Raw genomic sequence first — 17,026 nt, 5'->3', positions numbered from 1 at the left:
TTTACTTAGGTTTAACCTTATTTAAATTGTGTTTATTGTTGTGCTTGAGTATTATTGGTTAATATTTATCCGCCATCAGTGTGAGCAAATCATGGATTGGATCAATGACATCAATGGAGAAAATAAAATATAACTCTCGGTGCTTATCTGGGTGCCTTGAATTATTTTTTATAAATTAAACTATTTTTGTACGCTGCATATGGAAGAGGTTATGAGAGGAAAAATACCCAAGACGGAGTTGCTGGTAACTTTTGAAGTGGTTGCGCGTCACGAAAGTTATACCCGGGCAGCTGAAGAGTTGGCGTTAACACAAAGTGCTGTTTTCCGCCAGGTGAATGCACTGGAGGATTTTCTTAATACCGCGCTATTTAATCATGCCAAAAAACGTATTTTTTTAAATGCGGCCGGCAAACATTATTTAAGTATCGTTAAAGAAACGTTAAATAAACTCGAGCGCGATACGACCACAATAATGACCTGGCAACCGACCGTACAGGTTATTGAGCTGGCGGTAAATCCGACGTTCAGTACGCATTGGTTGATCCCCAACCTGCGCGAGTTTAACAAACTCAATCCTGATATTATTGTGAACATCCATTCGCTGGCGAATATCGGTGATTTTCTTAATCGTGAGTATGATGCGGCAATTATGCGCGAAGATTTCTACTCACCGTGGTCAGAGGTTGAGTACCTGTTTGAAGAGGAAATTCTGCCAGTTTGCAGCCGCTGTCTGCTGGCCGAACCGGAACGGAAACTGTCAGTCCACGAACTGCTGAACGAATACCCGCTGTTGCACCAGAGTACGCGAATCAAAGGCTGGCAGGAATGGTTTGCGCTGTCCAACGTCAGCAGCCCGCTGGTAAATAAAGGCCCGAGATTTGATCTGTTGTCGATGTTGATTGCGGCGGTCCGTTCTAATCTGGGGGTTGCGCTGCTTCCTCGTTTTGCCATTCAGCACGATCTGGACAATGGAGATATGGTCATTCCTTGCGATGTTCCGATGCGCACCGGGAACCGTTTCATTATGACGTGGCGTGAAGAGAAATCGGAGTCTGCGCATTTACAGACATTTCGTAACTGGTTGCTCAGTAAGTCCGTGGTGTCGGCTACCTGATGGTGGTTTGCGCTTTATCAGGCCTACAACGATTGGTAGGCCGGATAAGACGCGTTAGCATCGTTATCCGGCAATAGAACTGCTACCAGTCGATTCCAATCTGTGCCTGAATCCCGCGGTCAAACGCGTGCTTGACCGGGCGAATTTCACTGACCGTATCGGCCAGTTCCAGTAACAGCGCATGGCATCCGCGCCCGGTCACGATGACGCTTTGCTCCGCAGGGCGATTTTCGATGGCGCTGATAACCTCCTGGGTGTCCAGATAGTGGTAAGCCAGCATGTAGGTAAGCTCATCCAACACCACCAGATCGTACTGCGGATCAGCCAGCATGCGCTTACTTTCCTGCCAGACTACCGTTGCCGCCTCGATATCCGCTTGCCGATTTTGGGTTTCCCAGGTAAATCCGGTGCCCATAATATGAAATTCGACACCGAGCGGTTGCAGCGTGTTGTACTCGCCATTATCCCACTGGCCTTTAATAAACTGCGCGATGCCAACGGTTTTTCCGTGACCAACCGCGCGCGTTGCCGTACCAAAGGCTGCGGTGGATTTTCCTTTACCGTTGCCGGTGAAGACAATCAGGATCCCTTTCTTCTCCGTTGCTGCCGCCACGCGGGTATCAACCTGTTCTTTCAGTTTCTGCTGACGCTGGCGGTGTCTGTCATTATTGGCTCGCGCTTCCATGGTGACTCCTTAATGTCCTGCCGGACAGGTTGCGCAGCGGTGCTGCTGCTCAAACTGGCTAAAGAAGTTATTGCCTTTGTCATCCACTAATACGAAGGCCGGCATATTTTTAACTTCCATCATCCACACCGCTTCCATTCCCAGCTCGGGATATTCAAGGCAGTGCAGGCTCTTCACGTACTGCTGCGCCAACAAGGCTGCGGCGCCGCCAATGCTGCCAAGGTTAAAACCACCATGTTTGCGACACGCATCCGTGACTTGCGCGCTGCGGTTGCCTTTCGACAACATGATCAGACTGCCGCCCGCGGCCTGGAAAGCATCGACGTAACCGTCCATGCGCCCGCCGGTTGTAGGACCGAGCGAACCGCAGGCCAGATTACTGGGGGTTTTAGCCGGGCCCGCGTAATAGACGATATGGTTTTTCATGTAATCTGGCATCGGTTCGCCGTTATCCAGGCGCTCTTTGATTTTGGCATGCGCGATATCGCGAGCCACAACAATCGGGCCGTTTAACGATAAACGCGTCCCAATTGGCAGAGTGGTGAGATCCTGCAGGATCTCGCGCAGCGGACGATTCAGATCCAGTTGTACGGTCTGGGCGCCATTTTCCACCCGCTGTGAATCGGGAATAAATTTGCCCGGATTATGCTCGAGTTTTTCCAGCCAGATTCCGTGTTTGTTGATTTTGGCCTTGATGTTGCGGTCGGCTGAGCAGGAGAGAGCCATGGCGATAGGGCAGGAGCCGCCGTGGCGTGGCAGGCGGATCACCCGGATATCGTGGGCAAAGTATTTGCCGCCAAACTGCGCGCCGATGCCAAACTCGCGGCTGGCGTTGAGCAGCTCGGCTTCCAGCGCCGTATCGCGGAATGCCTGACCCAATTCGTTCCCGCTGGTGGGCAGGTTATCGTAATATTTAGTTGAAGCCAGTTTAGCAACTTTCAGCGTCTGGTCGGCGGACAAGCCTCCAACGACGAAAGCGATGTGATACGGCGGGCAGGCGGCTGTACCCAGTGATTTCATTTTTTCGATCAGAAACGCGGTGAGCTTTTCCGGCTGCAGAATAGATTTGGTTTCCTGGAACAGCGCCGCTTTGTTAGCAGAGCCGCCGCCTTTGTTGACGAACAGGAAACGGTATTCGTTACCCGGCGTGGCGCTGATGTCGATTTGCGCCGGCAGGTTAGTCTGGGTATTGACCTCGGTATACATGTCCAGCGGGGCATTTTGCGAGTAACGCAGGTTGTTTTCGGTGAAGGTGGTGTACACGCCTTTGCTTAATGCTTCTGCGTCATCGCCGCCGGTCCAGACATGCTGTCCTTTGCAGGCCACAATGGTTGCCGTCCCGGTATCCTGGCAGTTGGGCAGGACGCCTTTGGCCGAAACCTCAGCATTGCGTAGCAGTTGCAATGCGACGTACTTATCGTTACTGCTGGCCTGCGGATCGTGCAGAATGCTGGCTATCTGTTTTAAATGTCCGGCGCGCAGGAAAAATGAAGCCTCATAAAATGCCTGCTGGGCTAATAAGGTTAGCGCTTCTGGCGCAACCTTAATCACTTCCTCTCCGTCTAACTCCGTTACCGCAACGTGCTGGTTACTCAGTAATTCATATTCGGTATTATCTTTACTCTGAACAAAGAGTTCCTGCCAGACAAATGGTTTAGACATGTTTACATCTCACCTTTTAGTTAATATGTCGGATGGCGCTCACGCCATCCGTAATTGCTTAATGCGCTAAAAAGACATTGGCTTTTGTCGCTTCGGCGACATATTCGATCGTTTTCTGGGCGCGAACGCTGTTACCGGCTTCATCCAGCGGCGGAGAATAGACGGCAATCGCATATTCGCCCGGGACAACGGCGACCATGCCGCCGCCGACGCCGCTTTTTGCCGGAATGCCCACGGTGTAGAGCCATTTACCGCTGCCGTCGTATAGTCCGGCAATCGCCATTTCTGCCAGCACCTGCGGAACATATTTTTCATTCAGCAACTGCTTGCCGTTGAATGGAGATTTGCCTTTGTTCGCCAGTACCGCCCCCATTTTGGCCAGTTGCTCAACGGTGATATCCACCGAGCACTGACGGGTATAAATTTCGACAGCTTCGTCGGTATTGCCATAGAAGCTGTTATAGGACTCCATCAGCTTCGCCAGTGCCTGATTGTGCTGGTTGGTTTCCATCTCGGATTTAAAGACCGGCTCATTAACCGTGAGCGTGGCGTCGGCCCAGACGTTCAGGTTGTCGAGGATTTTGTTCCAGCGATCGGTTTTGTCTTTAGCTTCAATCAGGCTAACGGTGCTCATCGCCCCGGCGTTTACCAGCGGGTTCTCAGGTGCGCCTTTGGTCAGCTCAACCGCTAAACCGGAGTTGAATGGCATGCCGGTGGCATTGGCCCCGAGTTTATCCAGCACCACCTGAGGGCCGTGCTGTTCCATGGCGAGCGCCATGGTGAAGACTTTGCTCAGGGATTCCATGGGGAAGGGTTTGTTAACATCGCCAACCTGGTAGATCTTGCCGTCCACCGTGGCAATGGTGATGGCAAAGTTATTCGGGCTGTAGGTCGCCAGGGCAGGGATGTAGTCGGCGACTTTTCCATCGTGGTTACTTTTATATTTTTGATGTGCCTGGTCGATAAGCTTTGCGTAATCCGGCGTGGTTTGCGCGAGAGTCGTTGCGCTAAACAAAACGCTGAAGGAAAAAATACTCACGCCGAGAAGAGTTTTAGTCATGGTGCAATCCTGTTGGTGTGCTCATCATGGTGCCGGATGGCGGCTTACCGCCTTATCCGGCCAACGGATAGTTAAACGTTATGTAGGCCGGATAAGCGCAAGCGTCATCCGGCAATAACGTCGTATCAGGACAACGCAACTTCTGTTTCGGTAACCGGACGTTCTTGTTCCGGGGTCTTCACTGGCGCAGTGCCACGACAACCCTGGCCGAAGTGTTCACCTTCCCAGCGACCTACAATGGCAGCACCCATTGCGTTACTCATGACGTTGGTAGCAGAACGACCCATATCGAGGAACGGATCGACGCCCATCAACAGGATCAGACCGGCTTCAGGAATGTTGAACTGGTTCAGGGTTGCGGCGATAACCACCATTGATGCACGCGGTACGCCCGCCATCCCTTTAGAGGTCAGCATCAGGATTAACAGCATGGTAATTTGCTCGCCCATGCTCAGCTCAATGTTGCACGCCTGAGCAATAAAGACGGTGGCAAATGAGCAGTACGCCATGGAGCCGACCAGGTTAAAGGAGTAACCGATAGGCAGAACGAAGCTGGCGATTTTTGAAGAAACGCCGAATTTTTCCAGCTTGTCCAGGGTGCCAGGGAAGGCGGCTTCTGAGCTGGAGGTAGTAAAGGCCAGCAGTGCAGGCTCGAGGATTGATTTGGTCAAACGCGCGATGCAAGGCCCGACTATCATGGTTGACAGGCCAATCAGGATTGCCCACAGCATACCCAGGGTCAGATAGAATTCACCCATGAAGATCCCGGCGCTGACCATCACACCCAGACCACGTTCGGCAATCAGACCAGAAATAGCGGCAAAAACGGTCAATGGTGCAAACAGCATGACGTAGCCCGTCAGCTTCAGCATCACGTGTACCAGTGAATCCAGAACCTTCACGATAGGCTCGGCTTTTTCACCAATCGCGGCCAGGCTGCAACCGAGGAAAATTGAGAACACCACGATCTGCAGAATTTCATTACGCGCCATCGCATCGACAATACTGGTCGGTACCGCGTGCGAGATGAACACTTTCAGCGTGAATGGCTCTGACTTAACGGCGGCAACAGCCCCGACGTCATGTGGCACGAAGTTGATCCCCGCGCCTGGCTGGAAGATGTTAACGATAACCAGACCCAGTGCAATTGACACCAGAGAGGCGCAAATAAACAGGAAGAAGGTTTTCGAAAATATACGTCCCAGCGTTTTGGCATCGCCCATTTTGGCAATACCAACAACCAGAGTTGAAATAACCAATGGCGCGATAATCATTTTTACCATGCGTAAGAATATGGTGGTAAAAATAGAAATATCTGCTGCATAGGATTTTGCGGTTTCAGCCGCGGCCATATTATTTATGGCCACCCCGGCAATCATGCCGAGTATCAGGCCTAATATGATCATCTTCGTTAAACTTATTTTCTTCATGTGTACTCCATCGGATAAAGGCTGGTAATTGGAATTGTGTAGGGTGGCGTGCGCCTGAGCCTGGACAGTAGCTCAGACGCACGCCTGTTGTGACCAACCGCATGAATAATTCGAAGCACTGTGATACCGCTGAATTCTGTGCTCCAATGGTTGTTATTGTGTTTTTTGTTACAAGTCGAACTCAATACTTAATAATGGAGCGTGTTGCTGCGCACCATAAACATCATTGTCACCGACGTTGCCGGAAATAATATCGCGCGGCATGACGATTTTTACGGCGTTCGCCGGATCGAACCACACGATATTGTGAATAAAGTCAGGTTCAACATTATATAAACTGGCAATAAGCTGCGGTGTTAATTGCTCGCAGGCTTTTACCCGCTGATATTCTTCCCTGGTTTTAAATAAAATATCTAAGACCAGTTCGTACGGTCCGGCGTTTTTGGAGCGAATAACCTGCGCCAGTGAACAAATTGAGTGTTTCATGCCTGAACTCCTTCTGGCGTCACCTGTTCAATGTGGAAATCAAATCGCAGCGCATCGCTCGCTTCAATCAGGTGATAGATCGAGAACTCATACACCGGTCCACTTTGAATATCAGATGGCGAGAACGGGAAGGCGAGGTTGCCCGCAGTCGCAATGCGATTTTCATAGCCGTAGTGCAGCAGGGTAGAGCGTACCAGCGAGCAAACGCTGTTGGCGATATCCTGCGTCGGCGCAACGACATCCAGTAAAATCCCCAGCTCATGACCGGCGGTTTTCATCGGTTCATGGTTGCCCATCACACCGTTCTTACCATACAGGTGGAACGTCATGCGGATACTGTCGTCATTCAGAGAGAGGTTACGCGCCACGCTTGCCTGTACCTCTTCGAGAATGGTGTCAATCCCGGCAATCATAATTGGGTCGCGCGTTCCGGCGATGGTCAGGCAACGGAAGCCAACCTGACGCGCGCCTTCCAGTTTCAACGCATACGGTGTTTCTTCATGACGTGAACCACTGACATACACTTCGCCCTCGTTAACCTGGGTAAAGGTGCACGCTTTCAGGTTTAGCACGCCGCCTGGTCCTGGCAGGAAGTACGGATCGGACTTCTCATACAGGGTGTGCGCCGCAGCGGAAGTTTCAGTGAACTTACGCTTGGGATTGAACGCCTTCAGCGTAAAGCCGTTGTCATCAATGATCCCCATCGCACAATCTGAGCCGGAGCCAGGGGTGGCGGCAATGGCAGCACACTCAAGGATCTTCCCGCAATGAAGTGCCAGACCTTCATCAAAGCCCTGCATTATTGGCAGCGCGGCGAAGCAGGCCGGATCGTAGGCACGTCCGCCCAGAACCACCTGCGCGCCAGCTTCGAGTGCACGCTGAAAAGGCTCGACGCCCATCTGCGCGACAATGTAGGTGCTCTCTTCAATTGCATCGTGAGTCAGTTCAGGCACAAAATCGAGCGCGGTGATTTTGCCGTTATCCAGCGCCTGATGAACGATTTCTTTGTCGACATCAGACGGGATTAACGCCATTGAGAAGGACAGTTTTTCTTCCTGTGCGATCTCATGGATTATCTGGCGACACCACTCCAGATGCGGAGCTGCGCCAGAACCACCGGCCGTGCCGATCACTACCGGGATGTTGTTCTTCACGCCTGCCACGATCATATAGCGCAGATCGCGTTTCACACCGGCCCGGTCGGTAAAGGGTTTACCCGCCCCCAGATAGTGGGGGCCTGGATCGGAGGAACCTGCGTCAACAGCAATAAGATCCGGTGACTCTTCCATGGCTTTACGAAAACTTTCTTCCGGGAAGCCATAACCCAGGATAGCCGTAGGCGATAAGATCTTAAATGTGCGTGCCATCTCTTAATCCTTAGTTTGCAACAGCGCGATGGTGCGGTTCATTTCGTTAAACACGATGTTGAGACCTTCATCGAAACCCATACCCGGCTTGATCAGCATGCGCATTGGACGCGCAGCCAGCGCGACGTGTACGCAGGTACGCGCACTGATTTCCGTTTCGTTACAGGTACCGCCCTGATAGGCTTCCATTCCGTGTTTGTTGCAATACAGCACCGCATCGACGATGTTGTGAATACCGCCCAGATCCGGGGTCTTGATCTGCACCATGTGGCAACTGCCCGCATCGGTGAAGTCCACGATATCCTGATAGGTGTTACACCATTCATCCGCAACAATTTTCACGCCGGAACCCAGACGGGTGAGCTCCTGAGTGATCTCGGTGAGCATGCGGATCTGATCCGGCTTGTTACCGGCATCTACCGGGCCTTCAATGTACAGCGGCAGGCCTTGAGCTTCGGCTTCCAGGCTGGCGATATATTCGGCGCAACGCACCGGATCCATATCGAAGATCAGACCGATGGTGCCGTAGACATCAATATGCAGCGTCGGGTGATAGGTTTCGTTGGTGCGCAGGCTCAGGATGCGGTTAGACAACCAGCGGACGTACTCACGCAGTTTTTCGCCTTTGAAGCCCAGCTTCTCTTCTACGTTATTGATCAGCGCATGCGGCAGGACGTCCACACCTTTGAGGATCATCTTGTCGACGGCGATATAACGGTCGTCGCCGCTCTGGCCAAATAATGGAATGGCTTCCGGGACGCACGGCAGTTGCCATTCATCACAAACCACTTCTGCTTTCAGACGACCGGTAGCCAGTGCCGCCGCGTCGAGCAGCGCCTGAGACAGACCATAACGTACGGCGGTATGCAGCAGATGGCCGTCAATACGCAGTTCGTCAAAGAAACGGGCGTTGGTCAGGAACGAATCAACGTCGCGGCCTTCCAGCAGCGGTTTGATGTGATCGTTAAGGAACGGAATGAAGTTTTCAGCCAGGAACAGCGGATCGCGTCCACCTGCACCTGAATATTGCACCGCTGCACAATCGCCCACTGCTACTGCGCCGTTTTCCAGAATCAGCTGTACGGATACGCATTCACCCGCCTGACGAACAGACGTAAATCCAGGCGTTACCGGAGCGCCGGTATAGATAAACCCGTCATGACCGGCGCCGTTTTTGATGGCCTGCTGATCGTCAAAATAAAATGAGGAGTAGCCAGCTGTGAAAAGGGCCTGTTTAATTTTCATTATGGTCTTCCTATTAATTTACTGTGGGATACGGCGTTGATGTCATCAATGACCATCTGGAAAGAAGGCTTGCGGCCTTCGAAATGCGCGCGCTCTGCGACGTAGTCGTGGTGCAGGGCGAGAATGTCTTTCGGCAGCGGAACGGAGCCAGCTTCGAGAATACGGATGGCGCCTGTGTTATCGCGAACAGGCAGGATCTTACCGGCGTTACAGGCGGCAGGCGCGAAAGGTACATCCAGTACGCCTGCTTCAAAGGCCAGCACCGTACCGCGCGCAATGTCGCCATTGCCCAGTTCGAAGACTTTCTTCAGCACCGCGCGGACTTCGCTCTTAATCAGATCAACTTCCTGCTCCACGGCAGCGCACTGCGGGAATTTCTGGTCGCTGACCATGTTGAGCATCTGGCGTGAAGCTTTCAGACCTTGGGCGTTCGCTGCCGCCGTTGGGATACCGAACGCTTCGTGCGGACTTTTGGTGATCACTTTGGTGGCACCTGACATACCGGCAACCGCTGCGCCCCAGGCGATAACGGAGAAGGCTTTTGCTTCATCTTCCGGGAATCCGCCCATCCACTGGTGGAAAACGGTACTCAGTTCGTAATCGTCAAAGCCGTGGTTATGGAAATATTCGTGGGAAAGTTCGCGCAGCGCCTGAATCGCTGCAATATCCTGCGTTAGGCTACCGACCTGGCCGTAGCCAACGGTAATTGACTTGACGCCTTGTTCCAGAGCCAACAGACCTTCGATAATCGCCACCGAGTGGGACATAAACGGCGGGATCAGGGTGCCGGTCAGTGGGCCAAATGGTTCACGGTTGATACGAATACCGTTCTCTTCGTACAGGCCCATCAGGCGGTCGCAGTACTGCCAGTCGCGGATGGATTTTTCCAGAGTGACACGTTTAGCGTAAGGAATGTTGTAGGAGATGCCGCCGCCTTCGTAGCTGGTAAAGCCACTGGCCATGGCGATTTCTGCCAGCAGGCGCGCATCCGGCGTGCCGTGACGAACCTGGATCGGTTTTTCCAGCGCTTCAGTCATACGACGGCAGGCAGCAACCCCGTGATTGACGACCGGTAAACCATTCAGCTTGGAAGTGCCTGCTTCGATAGATTTCTGGATCCCGACAGCGGCTTCTTCATAGCGGTTCAGACGGGTATAGGCATCGATAGTACTCGGCAGGAGGTCGCACTCTTCCTGCAATGTTTTGAGCAGCGCAATATGCTCATCCATTAATGCTACGCCTGCGCGCGGCTGGCTCAGGGTTTTCCCTTCCTGATCGGCCTTCAGCAGAGCAAGGGAGAAGCGCTTTTTATCCGGAATTGATTGCTGGTACTTCACGCCATCTTCGAAGTTCTCAACGTCTTTGCCGGTTTCCCAGGTTTGTAATACCTGATGCCTTTCGGTCATGAATTCGTCATGGGTCAATTTTTTATTTCGAAGTTCCATTCGTAGCTGCCTTAAGTTTTATAGGGTTAAACACTGAATGCTGGTGCGAGCAGCGGCTTGCGGGTACAGCCTGGCGACGTTTGCCAGTAGCGGGAGCAGGCCATTTGAATCGCGGTAATACTCAAACTGATTCGGTAACAAAATTCTTTTACCCTGGTCGTCCAGCTCCCGGTATTTGAGCCAGCTATGGATATCGAACTGGCTGGCGCGAGAGAGCCATCCCCCTGAACCGACGACTTTGCGTACGGTGGTGAGATCGCGACCCATCTGTAAATCCACGTTACCCACGCAGGTGCAAACCTGCTTTTTAGTGCCCGCGTGGCGCTCAGCGGCATAGCCCACGCACAAACCTGCCAGCAGGGTGTCGAAATATTTCTCCTCCTCGCTGAGCGGCAGGTAATCCGGTTGCCCAACCAGATGACGCAGGTAGCGGTAAAACGCTTCCTCGCGCTGCGGTTGTTGGGCGAAGATGACTTTCACCATATCCTGCGTGCTTTCTCCCACCACGACGGCGGAAACGCGCATTCCCAGGTCGCCTTCAACGGTACGTTTGACGAACGGTTCAGGAACACCATGCAGGACGGTATCGGGGGAGAGGGTATTCGCGCTGGCCGAATAGACATCCGTGGTGGCTCCGCCCATATCAATCAGCATGAATTCCTTCCATGCGCTGTCGTAATCGCTAATGGCTTTGACTAACTCATATACCGTCCATGGCGTCGGCATTGGCTCTTCGCCGGTTTCGCCGACGATGACGTCCAGACCTTTACCTTTGACAATGCGTGACAAGAACACATCGCAAATCGCCTGGCGCGCGGCAAACGGATTCGGGTGATCGAGATCAGGCAGAATGTTGTCTACCGTGGTCAGATCTTTATGTCCCAGAATCGTTTGTATTTCGTCCTGAATGTCCCGGTTTCCGGCGTAGATAATGGCGCAATCAAGCGTTGAGCCTGCCAGCGCATGCGCATTCGCCAGGCCGTAGCTTTCTTCGCCACCGTCTGTACCACCGGTAAACAACAGAATGTCTGGCGGTGATGATTCCAGCTCCTGGATGTCATGCCGGTTCAGTTTGTACGAATAATATTGCGCGATTTTCGCTCCTGCCGAATGGGCGGTAACTTTTGCTGATTCCAGCGTAATGGAAGGCACCAGCCCCATTGCTGCAACGGCGAGTCCACCCTTGGCCGAGGAGGAGTATTTCAACTGCACTTCACCACTTTTCAGTAACGGGCGAGCATCGGCAACGTTCAGCACCTGATTCAGGCTGGCAAAAAAACCGTCTGCCAGATGATGTGTGGTGGTTGGGGTCAGGACATGGTTTACCAGGGTTAATTCCTCGCCTTCATGGGCGAAGAGGGCAGCCTTGGTCCATGTCGAGCCGATATCGACAGAAACTGTTTGCATCAGATAGCCTCTTCCAGGCAACGCTGCTCGAGGCCATTGTGTTGGCGAATATCATTGGTGATAAGCGCGCAGACATCTTCCAGGTCGTGGCTCGGTGCGAAGACGCGGTTAAAACCCATCTCCTTAAACTTCACTTCCACATCGCCGAAGTCATGTTTACCAACTACCAGGTTGCCACCGACGTACAGCAGAATGTCGCCGAGGCCGCGTTCGATGCAGCGCTCACGTAACCCGAGGCAGTCAATGTCGCCATGACCGTAGATAGAGGACACCACGATGGCATCGGCGCCTGTTTCAATCGCGGCATCAATATATTCATCCTGGCTCACCATCACCCCGAGGTTGATTACGTGAAAATCATGAGCAGTAAAAACGCGATCCAGAACTTTATTACCTACTGCATGGCAGTCAGCACCGATGACGCCAATAACAAGTGTAGATTTCTTCATGGGTAATCCTCTGTAGGGCTGATGGTCAATAAGTGAAAATTATTTTCTAATATTTAGAACATGGTTTGTGACAACCTCTTAATAGGTTCGGAGTTTCTGTGTAAGCGGAAAAGGAAGCAATTGATCTATTTTCAAAATATCCTGCGCAAAATGATTGTTATATTTTTTATTTATAAAAATCCTTGTTTATCAGGTAGTTGAATGTTGTTTTTGCGGATTTTTTTAATTTACCAGGAAAATGAAGAATAAATGACTTGCCATGTTTGTGATCGAAATCTTATTTTGTTGTGCGTCTCATTCATGTGTCATTTTTTATAATTTAAAAAATTATCTTTACTAAATAACTTGTGAACGGGATAACGGTTTTTTATTTTTTAATCTTATATGACATAATTATATTTTGTTAAATTTAAGATAAAAATGATAATGAATTGTTTGTGGCATATTTAAACGTTGCCACATAAGAGAAAAAGAGAAGTGAGTGATAACTTTCAGTGATGCTTTAAGCGAAACGCCTGCGCTGTGCTGAGGAACGTCAAACCCAATGCGTCAGTCAATGAGGGACGCTTTCGCTTCCATTTGAGATAGTTACATCTTGGTGTTAATTATAAGTAAAATTTAAATGAATAATTTGTATGAAATAAAAATTCCATGACTTGCTAAACAAAAAACTGTGAGCTACCCAGCAATAGTGACTCTTTATCTGCTGGCAATTTTGTCAGTCGGGCGGGTTAAAAGATCGTGTAGATTTAAATAAATATCCTATCATTTGTAGTAACGGCAATTACTCATTGAAAAACATACCGTTAACATGGCGTTCACTAGTCGCCTGACTGTTAAACACTATTAACATTAAATTTGAAAATTGATTTAAATCAATGTTTAAAACTTGGTAAACAACCTCAAAAGAGGTTAAATTGCTGCAGATCAAATTGGTCTGAAAGTGATAAATTAGCTATAAATTGATCACTATCGAAAAATGCAAATTTACCTCGATAAAAACCTGTTTATTGTAAGGATTTTACGGCGTAATATAATTGCGGGATCAATTTGAGTGTTTTATTAACATGTTTGTAACCTTTCATCATTGTCCTTTCTTCAAATGAGAAGAAAGAGCAGCGGCGGAGGGAAGCAGATAAATTTGTATTGGGGCATGCGTGTGACCCTTTCTAACGGGGTTCACTCTCGGAGTCTTCATGCGATGAGCAAGGAGTCATGATGTTAGATATAGTCGAACTGTCGCGCTTACAGTTTGCCTTGACCGCGATGTACCACTTCCTGTTTGTGCCACTGACGCTAGGTATGGCGTTCTTGCTGGCCATCATGGAAACGGTCTACGTCCTTTCCGGCAAACAGATTTATAAAGATATGACCAAGTTCTGGGGCAAGTTGTTTGGTATCAACTTCGCTCTGGGTGTGGCAACCGGTCTGACCATGGAGTTCCAGTTCGGGACTAACTGGTCTTACTACTCCCACTATGTAGGGGATATTTTCGGTGCGCCGCTGGCGATCGAAGGTTTGATGGCCTTCTTCCTCGAATCCACCTTTGTAGGTCTGTTCTTCTTCGGCTGGGACCGTTTGGGTAAAGTCCAGCATATGTGCGTCACCTGGCTGGTGGCCCTGGGTTCTAACCTGTCCGCACTGTGGATTCTGGTTGCGAACGGCTGGATGCAAAACCCAATCGCTGCGGATTTCAACTTTGAAACCATGCGCATGGAGATGCTGAGCTTCTCTGAACTGGTGCTCAACCCGGTAGCACAGGTGAAATTTGTTCACACTGTGGCATCTGGTTATGTTTGTGGCGCGATGTTCGTTCTGGGGATCAGCTCCTACTATATGCTGCGCGGTCGTGACTTCGCGTTTGCTAAACGTTCTTTTGCAATCGCCGCCAGCTTTGGTATGGCTGCTATTCTGTCTGTTATCGTTCTGGGTGATGAATCCGGTTATGAAATGGGCGACGTGCAGAAAACCAAACTCGCTGCTATTGAAGCAGAATGGGAAACGCAGCCTGCACCGGCTTCCTTTACCCTGTTCGGTATTCCGGACCAGGATGCGCAGGAAAACCATTTTGCGATTCAAATTCCTTATGCGCTGGGCATCATTGCCACCCGCTCTGTTGATACACCGGTCATTGGTCTGAAAGACCTGATGGTGCAGCACGAAGAGCGCATCCGTAACGGGATGAAGGCGTATCAACTGCTGGAAGAACTGCGTGCGGGTACTACCGATCAGGCCGTTCGCGACCAGTTCAACAGCATGAAGAAAGACCTGGGTTATGGTCTGCTGCTGAAACGCTATACGGATAACGTCACCGACGCGACCGAAGCGCAAATTCAGCAGGCAACGAAAGATTCTATTCCTCGCGTTGCGCCGCTGTACTTCGCTTTCCGTATTATGGTGGCGTGCGGCATTCTGATGCTGGCAATCATCGCAGTGTCCTTCTGGACCGTGATTCGTAACCGTATCGGTGAGAAAAAATGGCTGCTGCGCACCGCGCTGTATGCGATTCCTCTGCCGTGGATTGCCATTGAATCCGGTTGGTTTGTTGCAGAGTACGGCCGCCAACCGTGGGCGATTGGTGAAGTGTTACCAACAGCCGTAGCGAACTCTTCGCTGACCGCTGGCGACCTCATCTTCTCGATGCTGTTGATTTGCGGCCTGTATACCCTGTTCCTGGTGGCTGAACTGTATCTGATGTTCAAGTTCGCACGCCTTGGGCCGAGTAGCCTGAAAACCGGTCGTTATCACTACGAGCAGTCCACTGTGACTTCTCAGCCGGCACGCTAAGACAGGAGTCGTCAAATGATCGATTATGAAGTATTGCGTTTTATCTGGTGGCTGCTGGTTGGCATTCTGCTGATTGGTTTCGCGGTCACTGATGGCTTCGACATGGGGGTGGGCATGCTCACCCGTTTCCTCGGTCGTAATGATACCGAGCGTCGAATTATGATTAACTCCATCGCCCCGCACTGGGACGGTAACCAGGTTTGGCTCATCACCGCGGGTGGCGCACTGTTCGCTGCCTGGCCGATGGTGTATGCCGCTGCGTTCTCCGGTTTCTATGTGGCGATGATCCTGGTACTGGCGTCTTTGTTCTTCCGTCCGGTCGGTTTTGATTACCGCTCCAAGATTGAAAACATGCGCTGGCGCAACATGTGGGACTGGGGCATCTTCATTGGTAGCTTCGTTCCACCGCTGGTTATTGGCGTGGCGTTCGGCAACCTGCTGCAAGGGGTTCCGTTCCACGTAGACGACTACATGCGTTTGTACTACACCGGTAACTTTTTCCAGTTGCTGAATCCGTTTGGTCTGCTGGCGGGTGTCGTGAGTGTTGGGATGATCATCACCCAGGGCGCGACCTATCTGCAGATGCGTACGGTAGGTGAACTGCATCTGCGTGCGCGTGCAACGTCGCAGGTTGCGGCACTGGTCACAATGGTCTGCTTCGCGCTGGCTGGTGTGTGGGTGATTTACGGTATTGACGGTTATGTTGTGACCTCAGCACTGGATCATCATGCCGCCTCTAACCCGCTGACCAAAGAAGTGGCTCGCGTGGCTGGCGCATGGATGGTGAACTTTAACAATGCACCTATCCTGTGGCTGGTTCCTGCACTGGGCGTAGTTCTGCCGCTGTTGACCATCCTGACTTCTCGTATGGAGAAAGGGGCATGGGCGTTCGTCTTCTCTTCACTGACGTTAGCCTGCATCATCCTGACGGCTGGTATCGCAATGTTCCCGTTTGTGATGCCATCCAGCACCATGATGAACGCAAGTCTGACCATGTGGGATGCAACGTCCAGCCAGCTGACGCTGAATCTGATGACGTATGTAGCTTGTGTGTTCGTTCCGATCATTCTGCTGTACACCGGCTGGTGTTACTGGAAGATGTTCGGTCGCATCACCAAAGAAGATATTGAAAGCAACACCCACTCTCTGTACTAAGTAAGGAGCTTAAAATGTGGTATTTCGCATGGATTTTGGGAACGCTTCTTGCCTGTGCATTTGGGATAATCACAGCGCTGGCGCTTGAGCACGTTGAATCAGGCAAAGCCGGACAAGAAGATAGCTGATGACCAACATTATCGCGATGCAGTATAACGCGATGGACAAGCGCCCCTTGCGGGCGCTTTCCTTTGTGCTGGCAATCGTGTTGGCTGGCTGCATATTCTGGGATCCGTCACGTTTCGCGGCCAAAACCAGTGAGCTGGAAATCTGGCATGGTCTCCTGCTGATGTGGGCGGTCTGCGCAGGCATCATTCACGGCGTTGGTTTTCGTCCTCGCGCCGTACACTGGCAGGGCATTTTCTGCCCGCTAATCGCAGATATCGTCCTGGTTGTTGGTCTGATTTTCTTCTTCTTTTGAATAAGAAACATCCTTAAATATTTATGGGCTTGCATAAGCCCATAAATTTTTACTCTCCGTTTACTTTCCCCCATTCCAAACCACCATTCCCGCGCGTATAGTAGCGAAGTTTGAAAGCATTAACCTAAGGTTGTGCCCTGGAGTTGTGTGCGGTGGCGACACTGGACCATCAGGACGCAACTTAATTGCATTACCGGGATGTAAAGTGAATACAGCGCGATATACAACGACATTCTTGAAGCATCGCGGCGGCAAGAACGCGAGTCACCAGGCGCTTACAAAGTTAAGCGACCGGTGTGAGTGGGCGAAGCCA

Annotated in this window: 14 protein-coding genes and 1 pseudogene; 5 read left to right on the top strand and 10 right to left on the bottom strand. The window is 51.2% G+C overall.

What is annotated here, in order from left to right; translation table 11 throughout:
• Positions 1-211: 211 nt before the first annotated feature.
• The gene (locus tag OGV93_RS05885; protein ID WP_016152298.1) at positions 212-1,114 is read left to right on the top strand and encodes a LysR substrate-binding domain-containing protein; all 903 of its coding nucleotides are present in this window, start codon (positions 212-214) and stop codon (positions 1,112-1,114) included.
• 82 nt (positions 1,115-1,196) lie between these two features.
• Here the strand turns inward: OGV93_RS05885 and cobO are convergent, their stop codons facing one another.
• The 10 genes and pseudogenes from cobO to glmS all read right to left on the bottom strand — a co-directional run bounded on the left by cobO (position 1,197) and on the right by glmS (position 12,350).
• On the bottom strand, positions 1,197-1,799 hold the full coding sequence (gene cobO, locus OGV93_RS05880; protein WP_016156012.1) for a cob(I)yrinic acid a,c-diamide adenosyltransferase: 603 nt from the start codon (positions 1,797-1,799) through the stop codon (positions 1,197-1,199).
• A gap of 9 nt (positions 1,800-1,808) precedes the next feature.
• On the bottom strand, positions 1,809-3,461 hold the full coding sequence (locus OGV93_RS05875; protein ID WP_016152300.1) for a class I fumarate hydratase: 1,653 nt from the start codon (positions 3,459-3,461) through the stop codon (positions 1,809-1,811).
• A gap of 58 nt (positions 3,462-3,519) precedes the next feature.
• Positions 3,520-4,521: a glutaminase A gene (gene glsA / locus OGV93_RS05870; RefSeq protein ID WP_016152301.1), complete on the bottom strand. Its 1,002-nt coding sequence runs from the start codon at positions 4,519-4,521 to the stop codon at positions 3,520-3,522.
• Between the two features lie 148 nt (positions 4,522-4,669).
• Positions 4,670-5,951 (bottom strand): annotated as a pseudogene (locus OGV93_RS05865) (dicarboxylate/amino acid:cation symporter); the annotation flags it as partial.
• A 168-nt stretch (positions 5,952-6,119) separates the two neighbouring features.
• Complete coding sequence (locus tag OGV93_RS05860) at positions 6,120-6,437, bottom strand: DUF4387 domain-containing protein (RefSeq protein WP_287109435.1); 318 nt, start codon at positions 6,435-6,437, stop codon at positions 6,120-6,122.
• The gene (locus OGV93_RS05855) at positions 6,434-7,804 is read right to left on the bottom strand and encodes an acyclic terpene utilization AtuA family protein (protein WP_016156013.1); all 1,371 of its coding nucleotides are present in this window, start codon (positions 7,802-7,804) and stop codon (positions 6,434-6,436) included. The genes OGV93_RS05860 and OGV93_RS05855 overlap by 4 nt, the downstream gene beginning before the upstream one ends.
• Positions 7,805-7,807: 3 nt before the next feature.
• Complete coding sequence (locus OGV93_RS05850) at positions 7,808-9,049, bottom strand: methylaspartate ammonia-lyase (protein WP_016152305.1); 1,242 nt, start codon at positions 9,047-9,049, stop codon at positions 7,808-7,810.
• Positions 9,049-10,494: a methylaspartate mutase subunit E gene (locus tag OGV93_RS05845; protein ID WP_016152306.1), complete on the bottom strand. Its 1,446-nt coding sequence runs from the start codon at positions 10,492-10,494 to the stop codon at positions 9,049-9,051. The genes OGV93_RS05850 and OGV93_RS05845 overlap by 1 nt, the downstream gene beginning before the upstream one ends.
• A gap of 18 nt (positions 10,495-10,512) precedes the next feature.
• On the bottom strand, positions 10,513-11,901 hold the full coding sequence (gene glmL / locus OGV93_RS05840) for a methylaspartate mutase accessory protein GlmL (protein ID WP_047497777.1): 1,389 nt from the start codon (positions 11,899-11,901) through the stop codon (positions 10,513-10,515).
• Positions 11,901-12,350, bottom strand: coding sequence for a methylaspartate mutase subunit S (gene glmS, locus OGV93_RS05835; protein WP_016152308.1), 450 nt, complete (start codon positions 12,348-12,350; stop codon positions 11,901-11,903). The genes glmL and glmS overlap by 1 nt, the downstream gene beginning before the upstream one ends.
• 1,218 nt (positions 12,351-13,568) lie before the next feature.
• Here glmS and cydA point away from each other — a divergent pair.
• The 4 genes from cydA to ybgE are packed head-to-tail and all read left to right on the top strand — an operon-like array spanning position 13,569 to position 16,713.
• Positions 13,569-15,137, top strand: a complete 1,569-nt coding sequence (cydA, locus tag OGV93_RS05830) for a cytochrome ubiquinol oxidase subunit I (RefSeq protein WP_016152309.1) — start codon at positions 13,569-13,571, stop codon at positions 15,135-15,137.
• Positions 15,138-15,152: 15 nt separating this feature from the next.
• The gene (cydB, locus tag OGV93_RS05825; RefSeq protein WP_287109434.1) at positions 15,153-16,292 is read left to right on the top strand and encodes a cytochrome d ubiquinol oxidase subunit II; all 1,140 of its coding nucleotides are present in this window, start codon (positions 15,153-15,155) and stop codon (positions 16,290-16,292) included.
• A 14-nt stretch (positions 16,293-16,306) separates the two neighbouring features.
• On the top strand, positions 16,307-16,420 hold the full coding sequence (gene cydX, locus OGV93_RS05820; protein WP_003022970.1) for a cytochrome bd-I oxidase subunit CydX: 114 nt from the start codon (positions 16,307-16,309) through the stop codon (positions 16,418-16,420).
• Positions 16,420-16,713, top strand: a complete 294-nt coding sequence (gene ybgE / locus OGV93_RS05815) for a cyd operon protein YbgE (protein WP_016152311.1) — start codon at positions 16,420-16,422, stop codon at positions 16,711-16,713. Before cydX ends, ybgE begins: the two co-directional genes overlap by 1 nt.
• The last annotated feature ends 313 nt before the right edge of the window (positions 16,714-17,026 follow it).

The organism is Citrobacter sp. Cb031 (assembly GCF_030336725.1).
In the GTDB taxonomy this organism is placed as follows: Bacteria; Pseudomonadota; Gammaproteobacteria; order Enterobacterales; family Enterobacteriaceae; genus Citrobacter; species Citrobacter braakii.
The sequence above is the reverse complement of the archived record's forward strand: the minus strand, read 5'-3'. Positions and strand labels throughout refer to the sequence as shown.

Excerpts from the sequence above, each read along its gene's own strand:
- cydB (WP_287109434.1), top strand. The coding sequence starts at position 15,153 with ATGATCGATTATGAAGTATTGCGTTTTATCTGGTGGCTGCTGGTTGGC.
- glmL (WP_047497777.1), bottom strand. The coding sequence starts at position 11,901 with ATGCAAACAGTTTCTGTCGATATCGGCTCGACATGGACCAAGGCTGCC.
- OGV93_RS05885 (WP_016152298.1), top strand. The coding sequence starts at position 212 with ATGAGAGGAAAAATACCCAAGACGGAGTTGCTGGTAACTTTTGAAGTG.
- OGV93_RS05860 (WP_287109435.1), bottom strand. The coding sequence starts at position 6,437 with ATGAAACACTCAATTTGTTCACTGGCGCAGGTTATTCGCTCCAAAAAC.
- glmS (WP_016152308.1), bottom strand. The coding sequence starts at position 12,350 with ATGAAGAAATCTACACTTGTTATTGGCGTCATCGGTGCTGACTGCCAT.
- cydA (WP_016152309.1), top strand. The coding sequence starts at position 13,569 with ATGTTAGATATAGTCGAACTGTCGCGCTTACAGTTTGCCTTGACCGCG.
- OGV93_RS05845 (WP_016152306.1), bottom strand. The coding sequence starts at position 10,494 with ATGGAACTTCGAAATAAAAAATTGACCCATGACGAATTCATGACCGAA.
- glsA (WP_016152301.1), bottom strand. The coding sequence starts at position 4,521 with ATGACTAAAACTCTTCTCGGCGTGAGTATTTTTTCCTTCAGCGTTTTG.
- OGV93_RS05855 (WP_016156013.1), bottom strand. The coding sequence starts at position 7,804 with ATGGCACGCACATTTAAGATCTTATCGCCTACGGCTATCCTGGGTTAT.
- OGV93_RS05850 (WP_016152305.1), bottom strand. The coding sequence starts at position 9,049 with ATGAAAATTAAACAGGCCCTTTTCACAGCTGGCTACTCCTCATTTTAT.
- OGV93_RS05875 (WP_016152300.1), bottom strand. The coding sequence starts at position 3,461 with ATGTCTAAACCATTTGTCTGGCAGGAACTCTTTGTTCAGAGTAAAGAT.
- cydX (WP_003022970.1), top strand. The coding sequence starts at position 16,307 with ATGTGGTATTTCGCATGGATTTTGGGAACGCTTCTTGCCTGTGCATTT.
- cobO (WP_016156012.1), bottom strand. The coding sequence starts at position 1,799 with ATGGAAGCGCGAGCCAATAATGACAGACACCGCCAGCGTCAGCAGAAA.
- ybgE (WP_016152311.1), top strand. The coding sequence starts at position 16,420 with ATGACCAACATTATCGCGATGCAGTATAACGCGATGGACAAGCGCCCC.